Origin of the sequence: Sphingobium xenophagum NBRC 107872, assembly GCF_000367345.1 — a bacterium.
Taxonomy (GTDB): domain Bacteria; phylum Pseudomonadota; class Alphaproteobacteria; order Sphingomonadales; family Sphingomonadaceae; genus Sphingobium; species Sphingobium xenophagum.
Window position 1 is genome coordinate 89439 of record NZ_BARE01000018.1, and the last position, 15275, is coordinate 104713.

General features: G+C 64.8%; 16 protein-coding genes. 7 read left to right on the forward strand and 9 right to left on the reverse strand.

Translation table 11 applies throughout. The features are described 5' to 3' along the window. Positions 1-2: 2 nt before the first annotated feature. A complete protein-coding gene (locus SX1_RS10905; RefSeq protein WP_019053015.1) occupies positions 3-1262 on the reverse strand; it encodes a sigma-54-dependent Fis family transcriptional regulator in 1260 nt (419 codons plus the stop codon). A 334-nt stretch (positions 1263-1596) separates the two neighbouring features. On the opposite strand from SX1_RS10905, the gene SX1_RS10910 reads away from it, so the two are divergent. The 3 genes from SX1_RS10910 (at position 1597) to mdoH (ending at position 6130) form a co-directional block, all read left to right on the forward strand. Continuing rightward, positions 1597-2415 carry a flagellin N-terminal helical domain-containing protein gene (locus SX1_RS10910; protein ID WP_017182887.1) on the forward strand — a complete coding sequence of 273 codons (819 nt, stop codon included), beginning with the start codon at positions 1597-1599 and terminating at the stop codon, positions 2413-2415. A 277-nt stretch (positions 2416-2692) separates the two neighbouring features. Further along, positions 2693-4180 carry an OpgD/OpgG family glucan biosynthesis protein gene (locus SX1_RS10920; RefSeq protein ID WP_019053018.1) on the forward strand — a complete coding sequence of 496 codons (1488 nt, stop codon included), beginning with the start codon at positions 2693-2695 and terminating at the stop codon, positions 4178-4180. Between the two features lie 114 nt (positions 4181-4294). Continuing rightward, on the forward strand, positions 4295-6130 hold the full coding sequence (gene mdoH / locus SX1_RS22610; RefSeq protein ID WP_052310909.1) for a glucans biosynthesis glucosyltransferase MdoH: 1836 nt from the start codon (positions 4295-4297) through the stop codon (positions 6128-6130). 109 nt (positions 6131-6239) lie between these two features. On the opposite strand, the gene SX1_RS10930 is transcribed toward mdoH, so the two are convergent. The 8 genes from SX1_RS10930 to SX1_RS10970 form a co-directional block, all read right to left on the reverse strand. Beyond that, entirely contained in the window at positions 6240-6968 is a 729-nt protein-coding gene (locus tag SX1_RS10930; protein WP_019053020.1) for a sigma-70 family RNA polymerase sigma factor, read from the reverse strand. 14 nt (positions 6969-6982) lie between these two features. Then, complete coding sequence (gene flhA, locus SX1_RS10935) at positions 6983-9121, reverse strand: flagellar biosynthesis protein FlhA (RefSeq protein ID WP_017183011.1); 2139 nt, start codon at positions 9119-9121, stop codon at positions 6983-6985. A gap of 9 nt (positions 9122-9130) precedes the next feature. After that, positions 9131-9949 carry a lysozyme family protein gene (locus SX1_RS10940; protein WP_019053021.1) on the reverse strand — a complete coding sequence of 273 codons (819 nt, stop codon included), beginning with the start codon at positions 9947-9949 and terminating at the stop codon, positions 9131-9133. Between the two features lie 266 nt (positions 9950-10215). Next, positions 10216-10524 (reverse strand): hypothetical protein, encoded by a 309-nt coding sequence (locus SX1_RS10950; protein ID WP_017183009.1) that lies wholly within the window; start codon positions 10522-10524, stop codon positions 10216-10218. A 12-nt stretch (positions 10525-10536) separates the two neighbouring features. After that, positions 10537-10815 (reverse strand): flagellar biosynthesis anti-sigma factor FlgM, encoded by a 279-nt coding sequence (flgM, locus tag SX1_RS10955; RefSeq protein ID WP_019053023.1) that lies wholly within the window; start codon positions 10813-10815, stop codon positions 10537-10539. A gap of 44 nt (positions 10816-10859) precedes the next feature. Continuing rightward, positions 10860-11426: a flagella basal body P-ring formation protein FlgA gene (locus SX1_RS10960; protein WP_019053024.1), complete on the reverse strand. Its 567-nt coding sequence runs from the start codon at positions 11424-11426 to the stop codon at positions 10860-10862. 68 nt (positions 11427-11494) lie between these two features. After that, the gene (locus tag SX1_RS10965) at positions 11495-11989 is read right to left on the reverse strand and encodes a flagellar motor protein MotB (protein ID WP_019053025.1); all 495 of its coding nucleotides are present in this window, start codon (positions 11987-11989) and stop codon (positions 11495-11497) included. Beyond that, entirely contained in the window at positions 11986-12654 is a 669-nt protein-coding gene (locus tag SX1_RS10970) for a MotA/TolQ/ExbB proton channel family protein (RefSeq protein WP_017183005.1), read from the reverse strand. Before SX1_RS10970 ends, SX1_RS10965 begins: the two co-directional genes overlap by 4 nt. A gap of 253 nt (positions 12655-12907) precedes the next feature. Here SX1_RS10970 and flgB point away from each other — a divergent pair, with 253 nt between their 5' ends. From flgB to SX1_RS10990, 4 genes are read left to right on the forward strand one after another with little or no spacing between them, the layout of a single operon-like run. Next, positions 12908-13276, forward strand: a complete 369-nt coding sequence (gene flgB / locus SX1_RS10975) for a flagellar basal body rod protein FlgB (RefSeq protein ID WP_017183003.1) — start codon at positions 12908-12910, stop codon at positions 13274-13276. Between the two features lie 2 nt (positions 13277-13278). After that, positions 13279-13689, forward strand: a complete 411-nt coding sequence (gene flgC, locus SX1_RS10980; protein WP_026002365.1) for a flagellar basal body rod protein FlgC — start codon at positions 13279-13281, stop codon at positions 13687-13689. Then, positions 13686-14342, forward strand: coding sequence for a flagellar hook assembly protein FlgD (locus tag SX1_RS10985; RefSeq protein WP_017183001.1), 657 nt, complete (start codon positions 13686-13688; stop codon positions 14340-14342). Before flgC ends, SX1_RS10985 begins: the two co-directional genes overlap by 4 nt. A 60-nt stretch (positions 14343-14402) precedes the next feature. Continuing rightward, positions 14403-15248: a flagellar hook-basal body complex protein gene (locus SX1_RS10990; RefSeq protein WP_017183000.1), complete on the forward strand. Its 846-nt coding sequence runs from the start codon at positions 14403-14405 to the stop codon at positions 15246-15248. Positions 15249-15275: the final 27 nt, after the last annotated feature.

Consider the following 15275-nt stretch of genomic DNA (forward strand, 5'->3'; position numbering starts at 1 on the left):
CTTCAAGCCGCAGCCAGATCGCGCATTTCGGCGAGCCGATAGCGCAGCGTGCGTTCGGAAATGCCGAGCTTGCGCGCGGCGGCGGCGCGGTGGCCGTCGGTTTCGCGCAGCGCGGTGCGGACCGCTTCCAGCTTGCTGTGATGGGCAACGTCGCGCAGGCGGACGGGTTCGGCCGGTTCGGGCGAGACGATGTGCAGGCCCTGGGGCCGGGGCGCGCTCGCCAGATGCAGGTCGTGCGCGTCGATCCGATCGCCATCGCGCAGCACCAGAGCGCGCTGAAGGACGTTGCCCAGTTCGCGGGCATTGCCCGGCCAGGCATGGGCGGCCAGCTTGTCGAGCGCGGCGGCGGTCGGCCAGACAAAGCCGTCCTTGGCCATGTCCGAAAAGCGCAGCAGCATGGCGGCGGCAATCGCGGCGATGTCGCCGGGGCGCTCGGCCAGCGGGCGCAGGTCGAGCGGCATGACATTCAAGCGCCAGTAGAGATCCTCGCGGAACCGTCCGGCGGCGCATTCGGCGGCCAGATCGCGGTTGCAGGCGGCGATGACGCGGACATTGACCGGGACGGCGTGGGTCGCGCCGACGGGCAGGACTTCGCCTTCCTGCAAGGCGCGCAGCAGCTTGGCCTGAAGTGCGATCGGCAGTTCGGCGATTTCGTCGAGGAACAGCGTGCCGCCGTCCGCCGCCAGGAACAGCCCTTCGGACGCATTGGCCGCGCCGGTGAAGCTGCCCTTGCGATGGCCAAACAGCATCGCTTCCATCATGGTTTCCGGCAGCGCGGCGCAATTGACGGCGATGAAATCGCCCGACGTGCGGCCCGACTGGGCGTGGAGGAAGCGCGCCATGCCTTCCTTGCCGGTGCCGGTGTCGCCCTGAATGAGAACGGTGGCTTCGCTGCGTGCGACCCGACCGGCAAGCGTCATGAGGCGCGCGCTGGCGCTGTCGCCCACCGCAGGAATAGCCGCGGGACGGGCCAGTTCGGCGATCAGGGCGAAGGCGAAGCCCATATCTTCCAGCCCGAAGGCGACACGGGCGGGCAGGCCGTTGGCGGCGGCGACCAGCGACGGCGCGCCGTCGACAAGCGAGATCAATATATCGCGGTGCGTCGCGTGGCCGATTTCGGTCGCCAGCAGCACGCGGCGGCTATCGCGTTCGCGCGGTGCGGCGGCATCGACGACCCGGACAGCGAACAGGGCATTTTCCAGCCAGTGCTGCAACCCTGGAACGAGCGCACAGACGCCTCGGCTCATATCGAGCGATGACATTAGTTGGTCCCCAAATGGCTGGCCAGCTTGTACCCCCGTACGCCCTGGCCTTCTTCGATGGTCCCAATGTGCGCTACCGTGGTTAGCAATTGGTTAATTGCCGGCAGGACTTGCCGCATGGCGGCAATTATTTTCCGCCACGGCAACGGCCCAAACCGACTTAATATATCACGCGCGCGCGTGGAGGGCCGGTAAGCGACGGGCAAAACACGAAAAATGCAGAAAATTCGACAGCGCCCCTAAAAGCCCGCCGCACCCCGCCGTTATCCCCTTTCGAGGCCGCAAGCGCTCTAACGGATGGCAGCGACCTGATTGACACGGAAAGGGAAACACCATGACTGTTATCGGAACCAACACCGCCGCTCTGCGCTCCGCCAACGCTTCCTCGATGGCCAGCAAGGGCCTGAGCACCGCGATGGAACGCCTGTCGACCGGCAAGCGCATCAACAGCGCGAAGGACGACGCCGCTGGCCTGGCGATCGCTTCGACCATGACCTCGCAGATCCGCGGCATGACCCAGGGCATCCGCAACGCCAATGACGGCATCAGCCTGGCCCAGACCGCTGAAGGTTCGCTCGGCGAAGTCACCAACATGCTGCAGCGTATGCGTGAACTGACCGTTCAGGCGCTGAACGGCACCAACGACACCAACGCCAAGGCGAACATCACGTCGGAACTGGACCAGCTGTCCACCCAGATCAGCACCACGATGACCAATTCCAAGTTCAACGGCATCTCGCTGTTCCCGACCACCGCTGCGACGGTTTCGATCCAGGCCGGTGCGACCGCGAACGACACTGTCTCGCTTTCGCTGGGTGGCATCGACCTTTCGCCGGTCGTCGGCGCGGCGGCCGCCACGGTCAGCGCCGGCACCGCCACCACGGCGACCCTGGCGCTTTATGACACGGCCCTGTCGGCCGTATCGACCGCCCAGGCCAAGCTGGGTGCCGCGCAGAACCGCCTGGAATCGACGGTCAACAACCTGACCGCCAACGTCACCAACCTGACCGACGCCCGCAGCCGCATCGAAGACGCCGACTTCTCGGCCGAAACGACCGCTCTCGCCAAGTCGCAGATCCTGAGCCAGGCGTCGACCGCGATGCTGGCACAGGCCAACCAGAGCCAGCAGGGCGTGCTGAAGCTGATCGGCTAAATCAGGCCAACCGAATTGGTCGGCTGAGGTCCTGGTCACCGGACAGCCGCGCCAAGTAGCCCCCGGCACATCAACAGTCCCCACCGTGCCGGGGGTCACAACTTCGATCTAACGACCAGCATATGCGAAACCCTCGTCCCCCCGGGCGGGGGTTTCGTCGCGTTCCTGAAAATGCGCGAAAGGGCGCATTTTGTGAGGCCGCACCGGCATGTCCATCGCATAGGGATATAAGGATACGCCCTTGGCTTTGGCGGTTATGCCTTCCATGATGAAAGCCATGACCCATATCAACCGGCGCGCGATGATCGCCGCCACCAGCGCTGCGCTGATCCTTCCCCACAGGCTGATGGCGCAGGCCGCCAGCGAGCCATTTTCCTGGGACCGGCTGATTGCGCGGGCGCAGCGGCTGGCCCGTACGCCATTTGCCGAAACGCCGCTCTATCCCGGTGCGCAGGCGATCGACTATGATGCGCTGCATCAGGCGCGCTTTGCCGAGGATCGCACCATCTGGGGCGATTTGCCCGGCGATACCGGCGTCCGCCTGTTCCCGCTCAGCCGGACGGCGGCGCAGCCGGTGCAGATCGCGCTGGTCGACAAGGGGCGCGCGACGCCGCTGCGCTATGATCCGGCCATGTTCGATGCGCCGGACAGCAATCCTGTCAAGAAACTGCCCCCCGACGCAGGCTTTGCCGGGTTCCGGATCATGAACGCCGCGCGCGACGGCGACTGGCTGTCCTTTCTGGGGGCCAGCTATTTCCGCGCGCCCAGCCCGCAAAAGCAGTTCGGCCTGTCCGCCCGCGCGATCGCGATCAATACCAGCCTGCAGGGGAAGGAGGAATTTCCGCGCTTCACCCATTTCTGGCTGGAGCGGACGGGCGACAGCAGCGTCACCATCCACGCGCTGCTGGATGGCGCGTCGATCACCGGCGCGTTCCGGTTCGTCAGCAGCCTGGGCAAGGACGGCGTGCGGCAGGATGTGACCGCCGCGCTGTTCCCCCGTCGCGCGATCCCCGAACTGGGGCTGATGCCGATGACCAGCATGTTCTGGTATGATCAGGCCAACCGCCGGCAGGGGACCGACTGGCGACCGGAAATCCATGACAGCGACATGCTCTCGATCGCCAGTGGCGATGGCAGCGTCCATGCCCGGCCGCTGGTCAATCCCGCCATGCCGCAGATCAGCGCCTTTGCCGAGCGCGATCCGAAGGGCTTTGGCCTGCTCCAGCGGGACCGCGATTTTGCGCATTATCAGGATGATGGCGTCTTTTACGACCGTCGCCCCTCGCTTTGGGCGAGCCCTGCCCGGCCGCTTGGCGCGGGACAGGTGCGGCTCTACAGTTTTCCGACGGACAGCGAATATACCGATAATGTCGCGGCCTATTGGACGCCCGATGCTGCGCCGGTGCCAGGGCGGCGGATTGACCTCGCCTACCGGCTGGACTGGTCGGCGGCGCAAAATCCGGCCGGAACCGTGCTGGCAAGAGTCGCCAATGTCTGGCGCGGGCGTGGCGACCAGCCCGACGCGCAGCGACTGGTGGTCGATTTTGCCGATGTGCCGGATGGCGTGCGGCCGGATGTGTGGACGGACGTGACCGGGGGCAGGCTGATCAAGGCGGCGGGGTATCCCGTGCTGGGGCAGCCGGGCCTGTACCGCGCGGTCATCGATCTGGCGACCAATGCGGGCGTCCAGTCCGAAGTTCGGCTGCAATTGCGGAGTGCAGGTCGCGTTTTCAGCGAATATGTGCATTATCCAATCACAGGATGAAGGGAACCGCCAGCGTAACGAGCGGTTCTGTCCTCTGGGTCAAAGCTAATCAGGTCTGGAACGCAAGTGACGGGAGGCGTGCTGTCGGCGGATGCCGTCACCGGAGAAAAGCCCATGCCAAGGGCATTTGAGCAGGTGCCGGCGGAAACGCCGATCGCCATGCCGGTGCAGGATTTTGCCGGTCGTCCGCCGATGATCGTGCGGCGGCGGTTCAATATCGATCTGTGGGCGCGCCGCCTGCTGGTCGTTCTGCTGGCATTGCTGCCCGCCGCCATGGCCGCGCATGAAATGCGCCGGTCGATCGGGCTGGACGGGATTTCGGCCTGGGAGGGCGTCTATCTGGCGCTGTTCATCCCGCTCTTCGCCTGGATCGCTTTCGGTTTCGCCACTGCGTCAATCGGCTTCCTGCTGCTGACCGTGGGCAAGGGGCGCGCCGTGACGCCGCATGCACTGACATCCGCCACCGCGCTGGCGGGAAAGACCGCGATCCTGCTGCCGGTCTGTAACGAGGATTTTCTGGGCGTGCTGGGTCGCCTGTCGATCATGGAGCGATCGCTGGCGCAGGTGATGGGGGGCGAACGGTTCGAATTTTTCATCCTGTCCGATTCCAACCCCGAAAATGGCGAGGTCGAGCGTCGCGCCTATCTGGAATTACGCGAATCCTTTTCCCGCCCCGTCCATTATCGCCGCCGGGCGCTGAATATCGGGCGCAAGCCGGGCAATATCGCCGAGTGGGTGGAGCGTTTTGGCGGCGGCTATGACTATATGGTCGTGCTGGACGCGGACAGCGTGATGAGCGGTCAGACGATGGCGCGGCTGGCCGCCGACATGGAACGGCATCCGCAGGTCGGGCTGATCCAGACCGTCCCCACCGTCGTCGGCGCCGCGACGCTGTTTGCGCGCTGGCAGCAATTTGCCAGTCGGCTGTTCGGGCCGATTTCAGCGGCGGGCATGATCTGGTGGGCCGGGTCCGAAGGCATGTTCTGGGGCCATAACGCCATCGTGCGGGTCAAGGCGTTCGCGCAGAGCTGCGGCCTGCCGGAGCTGCCGGGCCGCGCGCCCTTTGGCGGGCATATCATGAGCCACGACATGATCGAGGCTGCGCTGCTGCGGCGGCGTGGCTGGGACGTGCATATGGTGAATGCGGATGACAGTTTCGAGGAATTCCCGCCCGCCATGCCCGACCTGTTCACGCGCGACCGGCGCTGGTGCCAGGGCAATATCCAGCATGTGCCGTTATTCATGAAGATTGCCGGGCTGCATCCGGTCAGCCGATTCCAGTTGCTGGTCGGCGCGTCGGCCTATTGTACGTCGCCGCTGTGGCTGGCGCTGATGCTGGTGGTGCTGGGCGGCGCGCTGGCGGGTGTGTGGCCGCCGAGCGCAGTGTTGCCGTCTGGCGGGCTGCTGGCAGTGACGGCGACATTGCTGTTTGGACCCAAGCTGCTGGCAATGATCTGGGCGATGATCGACCCGGCGCGGCGGATCGGCTTTGGCGGCGCGGCACGGATGACGCGCGGGGTGATGGCCGATATTGTGCTGTCCATCCTGATGGCACCGGTGGCAATGCTCACGCAGACGATCAATCTTTTCGGCATATTGATGGGGCGCAAGAGCAGCTGGAACGGGCAGACCCGCGACCGTGACGGCATGGGCGCGCTCGATGCGATCTGGTTGTTCAAATGGCATATTCTGCTGGGGATCGGGCTGACCGCCATGGCCGTGCAGGCCGGTGGGCTGGGCTGGATCAGCCCGGTGGTGGCGGGATTGTTGCTGGCCCCCGTGCTGGCGGCGCTGACCGCGCGCAAGGATCTGGGGCGGCGGGCCGAGCAAGGCGGCCTGTTCGTGGTCGCCGATCCATGGTGGCGCACGCAAAGCTATCGCCCGCTGCGCTTTCGCTGGCCAAATGGCGACGAGCGGCGGATGGGGCCGTTTGCCGCGAATGATGAGTGAGGCAGGCTACGGCCAAAACCGTTCGGGCTGAGCTTGTCGAAGCCTTGTTCTTCTTCGCAAGAGGGACAAGCCTTCGACTTCGCTCAGGGCGAACGGAGATTGTGTGTGCTCAGTCCCAGTCGCGCAGTTTCTCGCGCAGGCGGTCGAGCGCGGCTTTCTTGATCTGGCAAACCCGCGCCGCGCCAATGTCGAGCGTGTGGCCGATCTCCTCCAGATTGAGTTCCTCGACAAAATAGAGTTGCAGCACCAGCGCCTCGCGCTCCGGCAATTCGCCGATGCCGCGGGCGATCGCAGCCTTGAGCGATTCGCGTTCCAATATGTCGTCGGCGCGGTCCTCCACATCGGCGAACCACATCGACTGGTCGGAATAGACTTCGTCCATGCTTGTGTGCTGGACCATTTCCACGCTGTCGGCGATTTCGCGATAGGCGGCCGGTTCCAGCCCCATGTCGGCGGACATTTCCGCTTCGGTCGGGAGGCGCCCCAGCTTCTGTTCCAGCCGGTTGCGCACCTTGGCCAGATCCTTGCGCTTGGCCATGGCTGACCGGCAGATCGTCGCCTGCCGCCGCAGATGGTCGATCATCGCGCCACGCACGCGCAGTTGCGCATAGGCGGCAAAGCCCAGCCCGCGATCCTCAAAACCATTGGCGGCCTCGACCAGCGCGACCATGCCGATCTGTAGCAGATCCTCCACCTCTATCGCGGTGGAAACGCGGCCATGGACGTGCCAGGCGATCTTGCGCACCAGCGGCATATATTGGCGCGCCAGCCGTTCCGGGCTGTTGTCCCCCGGCCTGCCATAAGTGTGGGCGCCGGACGTGATCTTGTTCATGTACATCGGTCAGCCTCTCCTCAAGCGACCCGTTCGCGCTGCATCATGGGATCATGACGGGGCGCGGGATCGTGGCGCGGCGTTGGACGTTGTTCGCCACCGACGACGGCGGCCACCTCCACACCCTTGCCGTCCGGTATTTCCAGGAAGGACAGCACGGGCGTTTCGGGCAGGTGCGGCTTGAACAGCCGCGCCATCGCCCGGCGCGCGACCGGCGAGGTGACGATGGCGAAATTGCGTGCCTGCCCCAGCAGGGGCCGCGCAGCCTGCACCACGGCTTCGACGATCCGGTTGGCGAGCGCGGGTTCGATCGGGTGGCGCGCATCGCCCGCCACGCGCATGGCCTGCGCCAGCAAGGCTTCGAGATCGCCGTCGAGCGTGATGACCGGCAGCGGCATCTTGACCGGAACAAGCCCCTGGATGATCAGCGCGCCGATGCGCTGGCGGACCGCTTCGACCAGTTGCTCGTGGCTCATGTCCGGGCGGGCGGCGTCGACCATCGCTTCGCAGATGCGGCGGAAATCCTTGAGCGCAATGCCTTCGGACAGGAGGGCGCGGCAGAGCGCGCTGATCTGCGTGAGGCTGAGCGTCGCGGGCGTCAGGCCATCGACCAGCTGGGGCGCCACATCCTTCAGATTGTCGAGCAGCTTGCGCGCTTCATCGAGGCCGAACATTTCCGCCGCGTTCATGGCGATCAGCTGGTTGAGATGCGTCGCCACGACCGTCGGCGGATCGACCACCGTATAGCCCGCGACGACCGCCTCGCTGCGCTTGGCCTGCGGAATCCAGACCGCGTCGAGGCCGAAGGTCGGGTCTTTCGCCGCGCGCCCTGCGACCGTGCCTTCCAGTGCGCCACTGTCGAGGGCCAGCAGGTCGTCCGGCCAGATTTCGTCCTCGCCGACGACGACACCGGCGATGGTGATGCGATATTGATTGGGTTCGAGCGCCAGATTGTCCTTCACCCGGACCATCGGCACGACAAAGCCCAGTTCCTTGGACAATTGGCGACGAATGCCGGTGATCCGCGCCATCAGCGGCGCGCCCTTGCGTTCGTCGACCAGGCTGATGAGCCCATAGCCGATTTCCAGGCCGAGCAGCGCGCCGTCCGACACATCGCCCCATTCGATCAGCGCTGGGTTGGCGGGCGGCGGCGCAGGTTCGGGTTCGGCTGCTTTTTTCTGGCTGGCCTTGCGCAGGTTCCAGGCGATCAGCCAGGAAACGGCGGCGGCCGGCAGGATGATCATGTGCGGCATGCCGGGCAGCATGCCCAGGAATGTCAGGATCGCCGCGACCGGTACCCAGGCGCGGCCGGAGCCGAACTGGTTGGCGATCTGGCCGGACAGGTCGTCCTCGCTCTTGACGCGGGTGACGATGGAGGCCGCCGCGATCGACAGCAGCAAGGCAGGGATCTGCGCGACCAGCGCATCACCGATGGCCAGAAGAATATAGGTTTCCGCCGCCTGCCCCATAGTCAGGCCGTGGCTGACGACACCCAATATGATGCCACCGATGATGTTGATCACCAGGATCAGGATGCCCGCGACCGCGTCACCCTTCACGAATTTGCTGGCGCCGTCCATCGAGCCGTAGAAATCCGCTTCGGTCGCGACTTCCGCGCGGCGCAGCTTGGCTTCTTCGGGGGTCATGAGGCCAGCGTTCAGATCGGCGTCGATCGCCATCTGCTTGCCGGGCAAGGCGTCCAGGGTGAAGCGGGCGCTGACTTCCGACACGCGGCCCGCGCCCTTGGTGATGACCACCAGGTTGATGATCATCAGGATGGCGAACACGAAGATGCCGACGACATAGTCGCCGCCGATCAGGAAATGGCCGAACGCCTCGATCACCTGTCCCGCCGAATCGGACCCTTCATGCCCCTGCACCAGCACGACGCGGGTGGATGCAACGTTGAGCGCGAGGCGCAGCAGCGTCGCGAACAGCAGCACGGTCGGGAAGGCGGAAAAATCGAGTGGCTTGGCGGCGTTGAGCGCCACCATCAGCACGGCGAGCGAGATCATGATGTTGGTGATGAACCCGATGTCGAGCATGATCGCCGGGACCGGCACCATCATGAACAGCACGACCATCAGCGTCGCGAAGGGCAGCACCGCCCCCTTGGCGGCGCTCATCCAGATCTTCGCTTTGATTTGGTTGGGAGACATGAGGAGCCGTTACCTTCCGAGGGTGGCAAGCATGAGATAGGCGAGACGTGCGGTTTGCGGCTGGGGCCGGATGCCGACATCGATTTGCTGTTCAAGGCGCTGGGTTTCGATCCGCACATAATCGGCGGGCTGCACCGTCTTTGCGCCGCCGGGCAGCGAAGCGTCGGCATATTGGACGGGACCGCCCAGGCTATCGACGCCCTTCTGCAATTTGGAGGCGAAGCGATCGCGAATGTCGGCGAAGCTGCGAGGATGGCCGGCACGGTCGTAGAAGATCGAACGGTTGGCGCGCGCCGCCGACGGGAAGAGCGAGGCTGCCGTGGCATCGGGCGCGCGGTCATGGACCGACAAGAATTTGCTCGCGCCGCCTACCCCCAGGAAATGGGCAAGATAGAGATCGACCGGCTCGGCCTCGCGGCCAAGGCGCTTTTCCAGAAAAGCCTTGTTGTCGGCGGCATGTTCCGCCGCCATCACGGACGCGGTTTCAGGATGCTTGCGCAGGTCGAGTATTTGCTGCCGCAATTCCGGGTCCGACACATAATAGCGGCCATTGCTGCCCTGGCTGATTGCGTCGGCCGCCCAGCCGAGGCCATATTGGCTGCCATGCTGGTCGATGACCGCCAGCCAGCTCTGGTCGATGAACTGGTAAAGGCCCGTCGCGGACGATGTCGTCGCGCGCGCGGTGGGGTTCATGCTGGATTCGATTTTGGCCTGACCCAGCAGATAGGCGAAATCCACGCCCGTACGGCGGCTCGCCATGGCGATCGCGTTCGTGACGCGATTGCCTGTCGATGTCCCCGTCGCTGTAATGTCTGCAAAAGCCGACATCGGCACATGTTCCCCACTTGGTTCTGGGGAGCATTAGAGCAAGGCTTATGCCAAGATTTGGTTAATGCGGGCGCAACTATTTGCTTTTCTGCGATTGTGGTTATGCAGACGGAGCAGGTGCGCGGCATCGATAGGGCGACACCCCTCCACCGGCTGCGCCGGTCCCCTCCCCTTGCAGGGGAGGATTTTTCTGGCGCGAACATCCGCCAAACGAAAAACGGCGCCGATGGGCGCCGCTTTTTCGTCTTGGCGTTTGGTCGCCCTTTTTAGCGGCTGTAGGTCAGCGGGGCGTTGCGCGCGCCATGGGCGGCGAGCATCGCCAGCCGCTGATTCGCATGATCGGCGAGCAGATTGACCCGTATCCGCGCGCTGTCGATCAAAGGGAGCATCGCGCTCAGCCGCGCAACGGTCTGGGGTTCGGAACGCCATGCCCCGATGGCGCGGATGGCGGCGGCGCTGTGGCTTACCCGGTTGCTGGCAATCTCGATCGCCGCGGCATCATTGCCGTCCAGCACGTCGCGCAGATCCTCGAACGCTTCGAACAGATCGTCCAGCGCAGCAAGGCCAAGCGACATCTGCCCGGTCCCTTAACCAGCGACCGGCAGGTCGAGCGCGACCATGCGCTCGGCAATGGCCGATGGGTTGACGGGGTAGTTGCCCGACGCGATCGCGGCCTTGATGGCGGCGACACGATCCATGTCGATCGGCGCGCCTTCCGCCGCCATGCGCGAAGCTGGGCTGGCCGACGATGCCGACGACGAAGCGGTGGTCGAGCCGGTGGTCGACGACGCGCGCGTCTTGCCCCCTTCACGCAGGCGGTTCGCCTCTATGGCGGCGCTGATGCTTTGGCCGACGGACTTAATCATGGGTCTAATCCTTCACTCGTCCCTTACACCTATAACGGACAGGTTCAGAAATCCTTAAATCCAGGAATACGCACAAGTCCCATTTCGACGACTTGCGCAAAAATCGGTGCGGACTTCTTGTCCTCGCGCACCCGGATGGTTTCGCCGACCGCGCCATCTTCATCCGCGATCATCACGCGAGAGACGCTGAAGGCAGCGTTGCCGGCCATCAACTGGACCGGATCGCCGCGCTTGACGACATGTTCCGCCGGGGCCGGGCGGGCAGCGGGGGTGAAACGGTTGGCGGCAGCGGTGCGCGGCACAGCGCCCGACGCGGCGGCGGATGCTCCCGCAACCAGCGGCACGCGAATGCGCCAGCCCAGCGCGTCGCATTTGACGATCGCAGCGCCGAACATGGGGCCATCGACCGCGGGGGTGGTGGGGCAAGCGGCAAGCTTCAGGCGGCGATCGACCGGCGCGACGGGGCCGCCCGGTTCACCCAGATTGGCGCCTACGGTCATCGCCACCAGACTGTCGATCCGGTCCAGATTCTCGAACTTCTGCTGCGCCAGCGCGGGTTGCGCGGCCGCAAGGGCGATGGCGGCAAGAAGGATTGGCTTGGCTCGAAACACATTCTGTCTCCTGAAAAGACGGAGGGTCTTTCCGGGGAATTCAGCAATATCCGTGCCAGTTTGGGCTGTTATTCGGTCTTGGCGCCCGGCGCGATGCGGATCACCTGCCCCTGCCCGCCCCTGCCATCGGCCTGATCGAGGCCGCGAATCCGCAGTCGATCCTGCGATATGCCGTCCAGCTTGAGCGCGCGGGCGACTGCGCCGAGACGGGCGGCCGCAAGATCCCAGTCGTCGAAACGCTGGCGCGCGCGGTCGCTGCCATGGCTGCGAATTTCCACGCCACCGGCTTGCCCGGCATATTGACGGGCAATGACGGACAGGCGGGCGCGGCCCTGATCGGTGAGCATGGCTTCCCCCGGCACGAACAGTTCGACCGCGCGCATCTCCACGCCCGGCCGCATGACGCGGCCGCCAAATTGCTGCGCGACCTGCCCCAGCATGGCGTCGCGGCGCGATCCGCTGGCCTGCAACAGGACGAAGAAGGCCAGCAGCAGAAGCAAAAGATCGGCGAAGCTGACCGCCCAGCGGTTGCGCCGCGCGGCGACGGTGGTGGACGCGCTCATGCGACTTCGCGGATCGACGCCCGGCGCAGCGGCGCATTTTCGCGCCGCGCGATGCCCAGCATCCGGGCGACAACCTCCTGCTGCCAGGCCAGTTCGCGTTCGGACAGGTCGGCCAGGCGCGCGGCAATGGGCGCTGCGATCATATTGGCGATGACGACGCCATAAAAGGTGGTGAGCAGCGCCAGCGCCATGGCGGGGCCGAGCGCAGCGGGATCATCCATCGCCGCGAACATGCCAATAAGGCCGATGATCGTCCCGGCCATGCCCAGCGCGGGCGCGGCATCAGCGATCGAGAGCCACACATTGCGCGCGCCGGCATGGCGCTGCGCCCGGTCGGCCAGCGCCTGCGCCGCCCATAGTTCGAACAGGTCGGCGCGGTCGCTGTTGGCGAGCCTGCGGGCGGCTTCTGTCAGGAAGGGATTGGCGGTCTTGACCCGGTCAGTGCAGGACAGGCCGCGCAGCTGCGCCACCTGATCGATTTTGAGCATGGCGGCGCGCGCCGCATCACGATCCCGCGTCGGATCGGCAGTGACCAGCGGCACGAGCGCCGCGATCGCCCGGCCAAGCGCCGCGACCCCGTTCTGGAACAGCGCGACCAATATGATGCCCGCGACCATGGCCAATAATGTCAGCGGGTCGAACAGATGGCCCATCATCGCGATCATGCAAATTCGTCCCCATTTTGGCCGTCACCGGACAACGGCAAGGCAGTGCCGCCGACCGGCAATTTCTTGCCGCCCTTGCCGCCCCTATCCGCCAAAGCCCCGTATTCCGGGGATTTTCACCCTACCCCTGCGTCACCTGCGCAAATTGGCACGGCTCTTGCGAATATCAGGCTGGATCGCCCGTATCGAACGCCATCAGGCATGAGAACGGCAGCGGTCGACCAACTTTTAGGCCTGGCAAAGGGCAAAAGGCATGTCGGTGGAAGAAAGTCTGTTCGGGATCCATGGAAAGGCGCTGGCACTTCGTTCGCAGCGCCTGTCCCTGCTCGCGTCCAACATCGCCAATGCCTCCACCCCCGGCTACAAGGCGCGCGACATCGATTTCGACGCCGCGCTGAAGCAGGCGACGACGCAGGCAAGCGGCGGCGCGGCTGACGTGTCCAAGGCCGTCGACGACGCCATGGGCTATCGCGTCCCGCTGCAACCCAGCCTGGACGGCAACACGGTGGAACTGAGCACCGAACAGACGCTGTTTGCGGAAAATGCCGTCAAATATCGCACGACCCTCTCCTTCCTTGAGGGCCGCATCAACACCATCAACCGCGCACTGAAGGGAGAATGAGCATGAGCGGCTCTGGCCCCATGAATGTTTTTGACATTGCCGGTCGCGCCATGAGCGCGCAGCTGGTGCGTCTGAACGCGACGGCTTCCAACATGGCGAACGCGGGCAATGTCACCGGCAGCGCCGCCGAAGCCTATCGCGCGATCAAGCCGGTGTTCCAGTCAGTCACCGACAGCCCAGGCGTGTCGACGGTCAAGGTCGACAAGGTGGTCACAACCGACGCGCAGCCGACCAAGCGGCACGATCCCAATCACCCGCTGGCCGATGCCAATGGCGATGTGTGGGAAGCGGCGGTCGATAGCAATGCCGAGATGATCGACATGATCGAGACGGCGCGCATGTACCAGAACAATGTGCAGGTGCTCAACACCGCCAAGTCCCTGATGCTCGAAACCATAAGGATCGGCAAATGACGACATCCACCGTCACCGACAGCGCCGGGCTTTCGGTCTATAATCCGACTGCCAAGGTCGGCACCGGCAAATCCGAAATGGGTCAGGGGGATTTCCTGCGCCTGCTCACCGCGCAGATGCAGACGCAGGATCCGTTCGAGCCGGTCAACAACGCCGAAATGGTGTCGCAGATGGCGACCATCACCAATTCGAGCGGCATTGCCGAAATGAACGCCAATCTGGCGTCGATCAAGGAACAGCTGTCGGGCACGCGCCTGGGCGATGCGGCGAGCTGGATCGGCAAATCCATGCTGGTGCAGAGCAATATCGCAGCGCCGGACGCAAATGGCCTCTATGCTGGCCAGATCACCCTGCCTGCCGCAGTCGATGGCGCATCGGTCGATCTGGTCGATGGCAATGGCAATGTCGTCAAGTCGATCGATCTGGGCGCACGGCCCGCAGGCGATGTCAGCTTCTATTGGGATGGCAAGGACGACACCGGCGCAACCGTCAGCAACGCCGCGCTTCAGGTCAAGGTCAGGGGCGCGACCCCCAGCAAGGTCGCGACCTGGGCGACGATCGCCGCCGTCCAGTCTCCGGCGGACGGCTCCGCATCCAAACTCATCACCGCGCTCGGCACCTACAGCCCGTCGGACGCCATCAGCCTCAGCTAATCCACTCGCTTTTCACGCTTATTTTCACCCCCATTTTCTGTTCACCTAGGGAGTTACGCCATGACCTTCTATGTTTCCCTGTCCGGCCTCAAGGGCGCGCAGGCCGATCTGTCGGCCATTTCCAACAACGTCGCCAACGTCAATTCGACCGCGTTCAAGAAGAGCAAGGCGCAGTTCGGCGACATTTTCGCCGCCGCGCCGATGCAGACGACGCATCAGGTCGCTGGCCAGGGCGTGCGCGTGCAGGGCATCAGCCAGCAATTCACCCAAGGCACGATCGAAACCACCGACAAGACGCTGGACATGGCCATCACCGGCGAAGGCTTCTTCACCGTCAAGGCCGAAGACGGCACGATCAGCTATACCCGCAACGGTGCTTTCTCCGTCGATGACGATCGCTACGCGCTCGACACCACCGGCGCACGCATGCAGGTTTTCCCCGTCGATCCCGACACGGGCGTTCCGACCACGACGCCTACGGCTGCCAGCACGCCTGCCGATCTGGTCGATCTGCAGGTGCCGACCACCTATCAGGGTCTGCCCGACGGCGCGCAGCTGACCAGCGTGGGCGTGGCCAAGGACGGGCTGGTATCGGCCATCTATGCCGATGGCAGCACCGTCTATCTGGGTCAGGTCGCCATGGCGTCCTTCAACAGCCTGGAAGGCCTGCGCCAGCAGGGGGATGCGCACTGGTCGTCCACCGTCGCCAGCGGCAGCCCGATCCTGGGTCTGGCCAATGAAGGCATGTTCGGCGCGGTCAACACCGGGTCGCTGGAGCGGTCCAACGTCGACATCACCGACGAACTGGTGTCGCTGATCGCGGCGCAGCGCAACTTCCAGGCGAACAGCAAGGCGATCGAGGCGGCAAACACGCTGACCACCACCATCGTCAACATCCGCACCTGATAAGCGAGCCGCGCCGGTCCCTTCCTA

Bases quoted from the DNA above. Each gene is read 5' to 3' on its own strand.
- SX1_RS10965 (WP_019053025.1), bottom strand. From the start codon at position 11,989: ATGAGCGCGTCCACCACCGTCGCCGCGCGGCGCAACCGCTGGGCGGTC.
- flgC (WP_026002365.1), top strand. From the start codon at position 13,279: ATGAGCGGCTCTGGCCCCATGAATGTTTTTGACATTGCCGGTCGCGCC.
- SX1_RS10985 (WP_017183001.1), top strand. From the start codon at position 13,686: ATGACGACATCCACCGTCACCGACAGCGCCGGGCTTTCGGTCTATAAT.
- SX1_RS10905 (WP_019053015.1), bottom strand. From the start codon at position 1,262: ATGTCATCGCTCGATATGAGCCGAGGCGTCTGTGCGCTCGTTCCAGGG.
- mdoH (WP_052310909.1), top strand. From the start codon at position 4,295: ATGCCAAGGGCATTTGAGCAGGTGCCGGCGGAAACGCCGATCGCCATG.
- SX1_RS10990 (WP_017183000.1), top strand. From the start codon at position 14,403: ATGACCTTCTATGTTTCCCTGTCCGGCCTCAAGGGCGCGCAGGCCGAT.
- SX1_RS10910 (WP_017182887.1), top strand. From the start codon at position 1,597: ATGACTGTTATCGGAACCAACACCGCCGCTCTGCGCTCCGCCAACGCT.
- flgB (WP_017183003.1), top strand. From the start codon at position 12,908: ATGTCGGTGGAAGAAAGTCTGTTCGGGATCCATGGAAAGGCGCTGGCA.
- SX1_RS10930 (WP_019053020.1), bottom strand. From the start codon at position 6,968: ATGTACATGAACAAGATCACGTCCGGCGCCCACACTTATGGCAGGCCG.
- SX1_RS10920 (WP_019053018.1), top strand. From the start codon at position 2,693: ATGACCCATATCAACCGGCGCGCGATGATCGCCGCCACCAGCGCTGCG.
- SX1_RS10940 (WP_019053021.1), bottom strand. From the start codon at position 9,949: ATGTCGGCTTTTGCAGACATTACAGCGACGGGGACATCGACAGGCAAT.
- flgM (WP_019053023.1), bottom strand. From the start codon at position 10,815: ATGATTAAGTCCGTCGGCCAAAGCATCAGCGCCGCCATAGAGGCGAAC.
- flhA (WP_017183011.1), bottom strand. From the start codon at position 9,121: ATGTCTCCCAACCAAATCAAAGCGAAGATCTGGATGAGCGCCGCCAAG.
- SX1_RS10970 (WP_017183005.1), bottom strand. From the start codon at position 12,654: ATGATCGCGATGATGGGCCATCTGTTCGACCCGCTGACATTATTGGCC.
- SX1_RS10950 (WP_017183009.1), bottom strand. From the start codon at position 10,524: ATGTCGCTTGGCCTTGCTGCGCTGGACGATCTGTTCGAAGCGTTCGAG.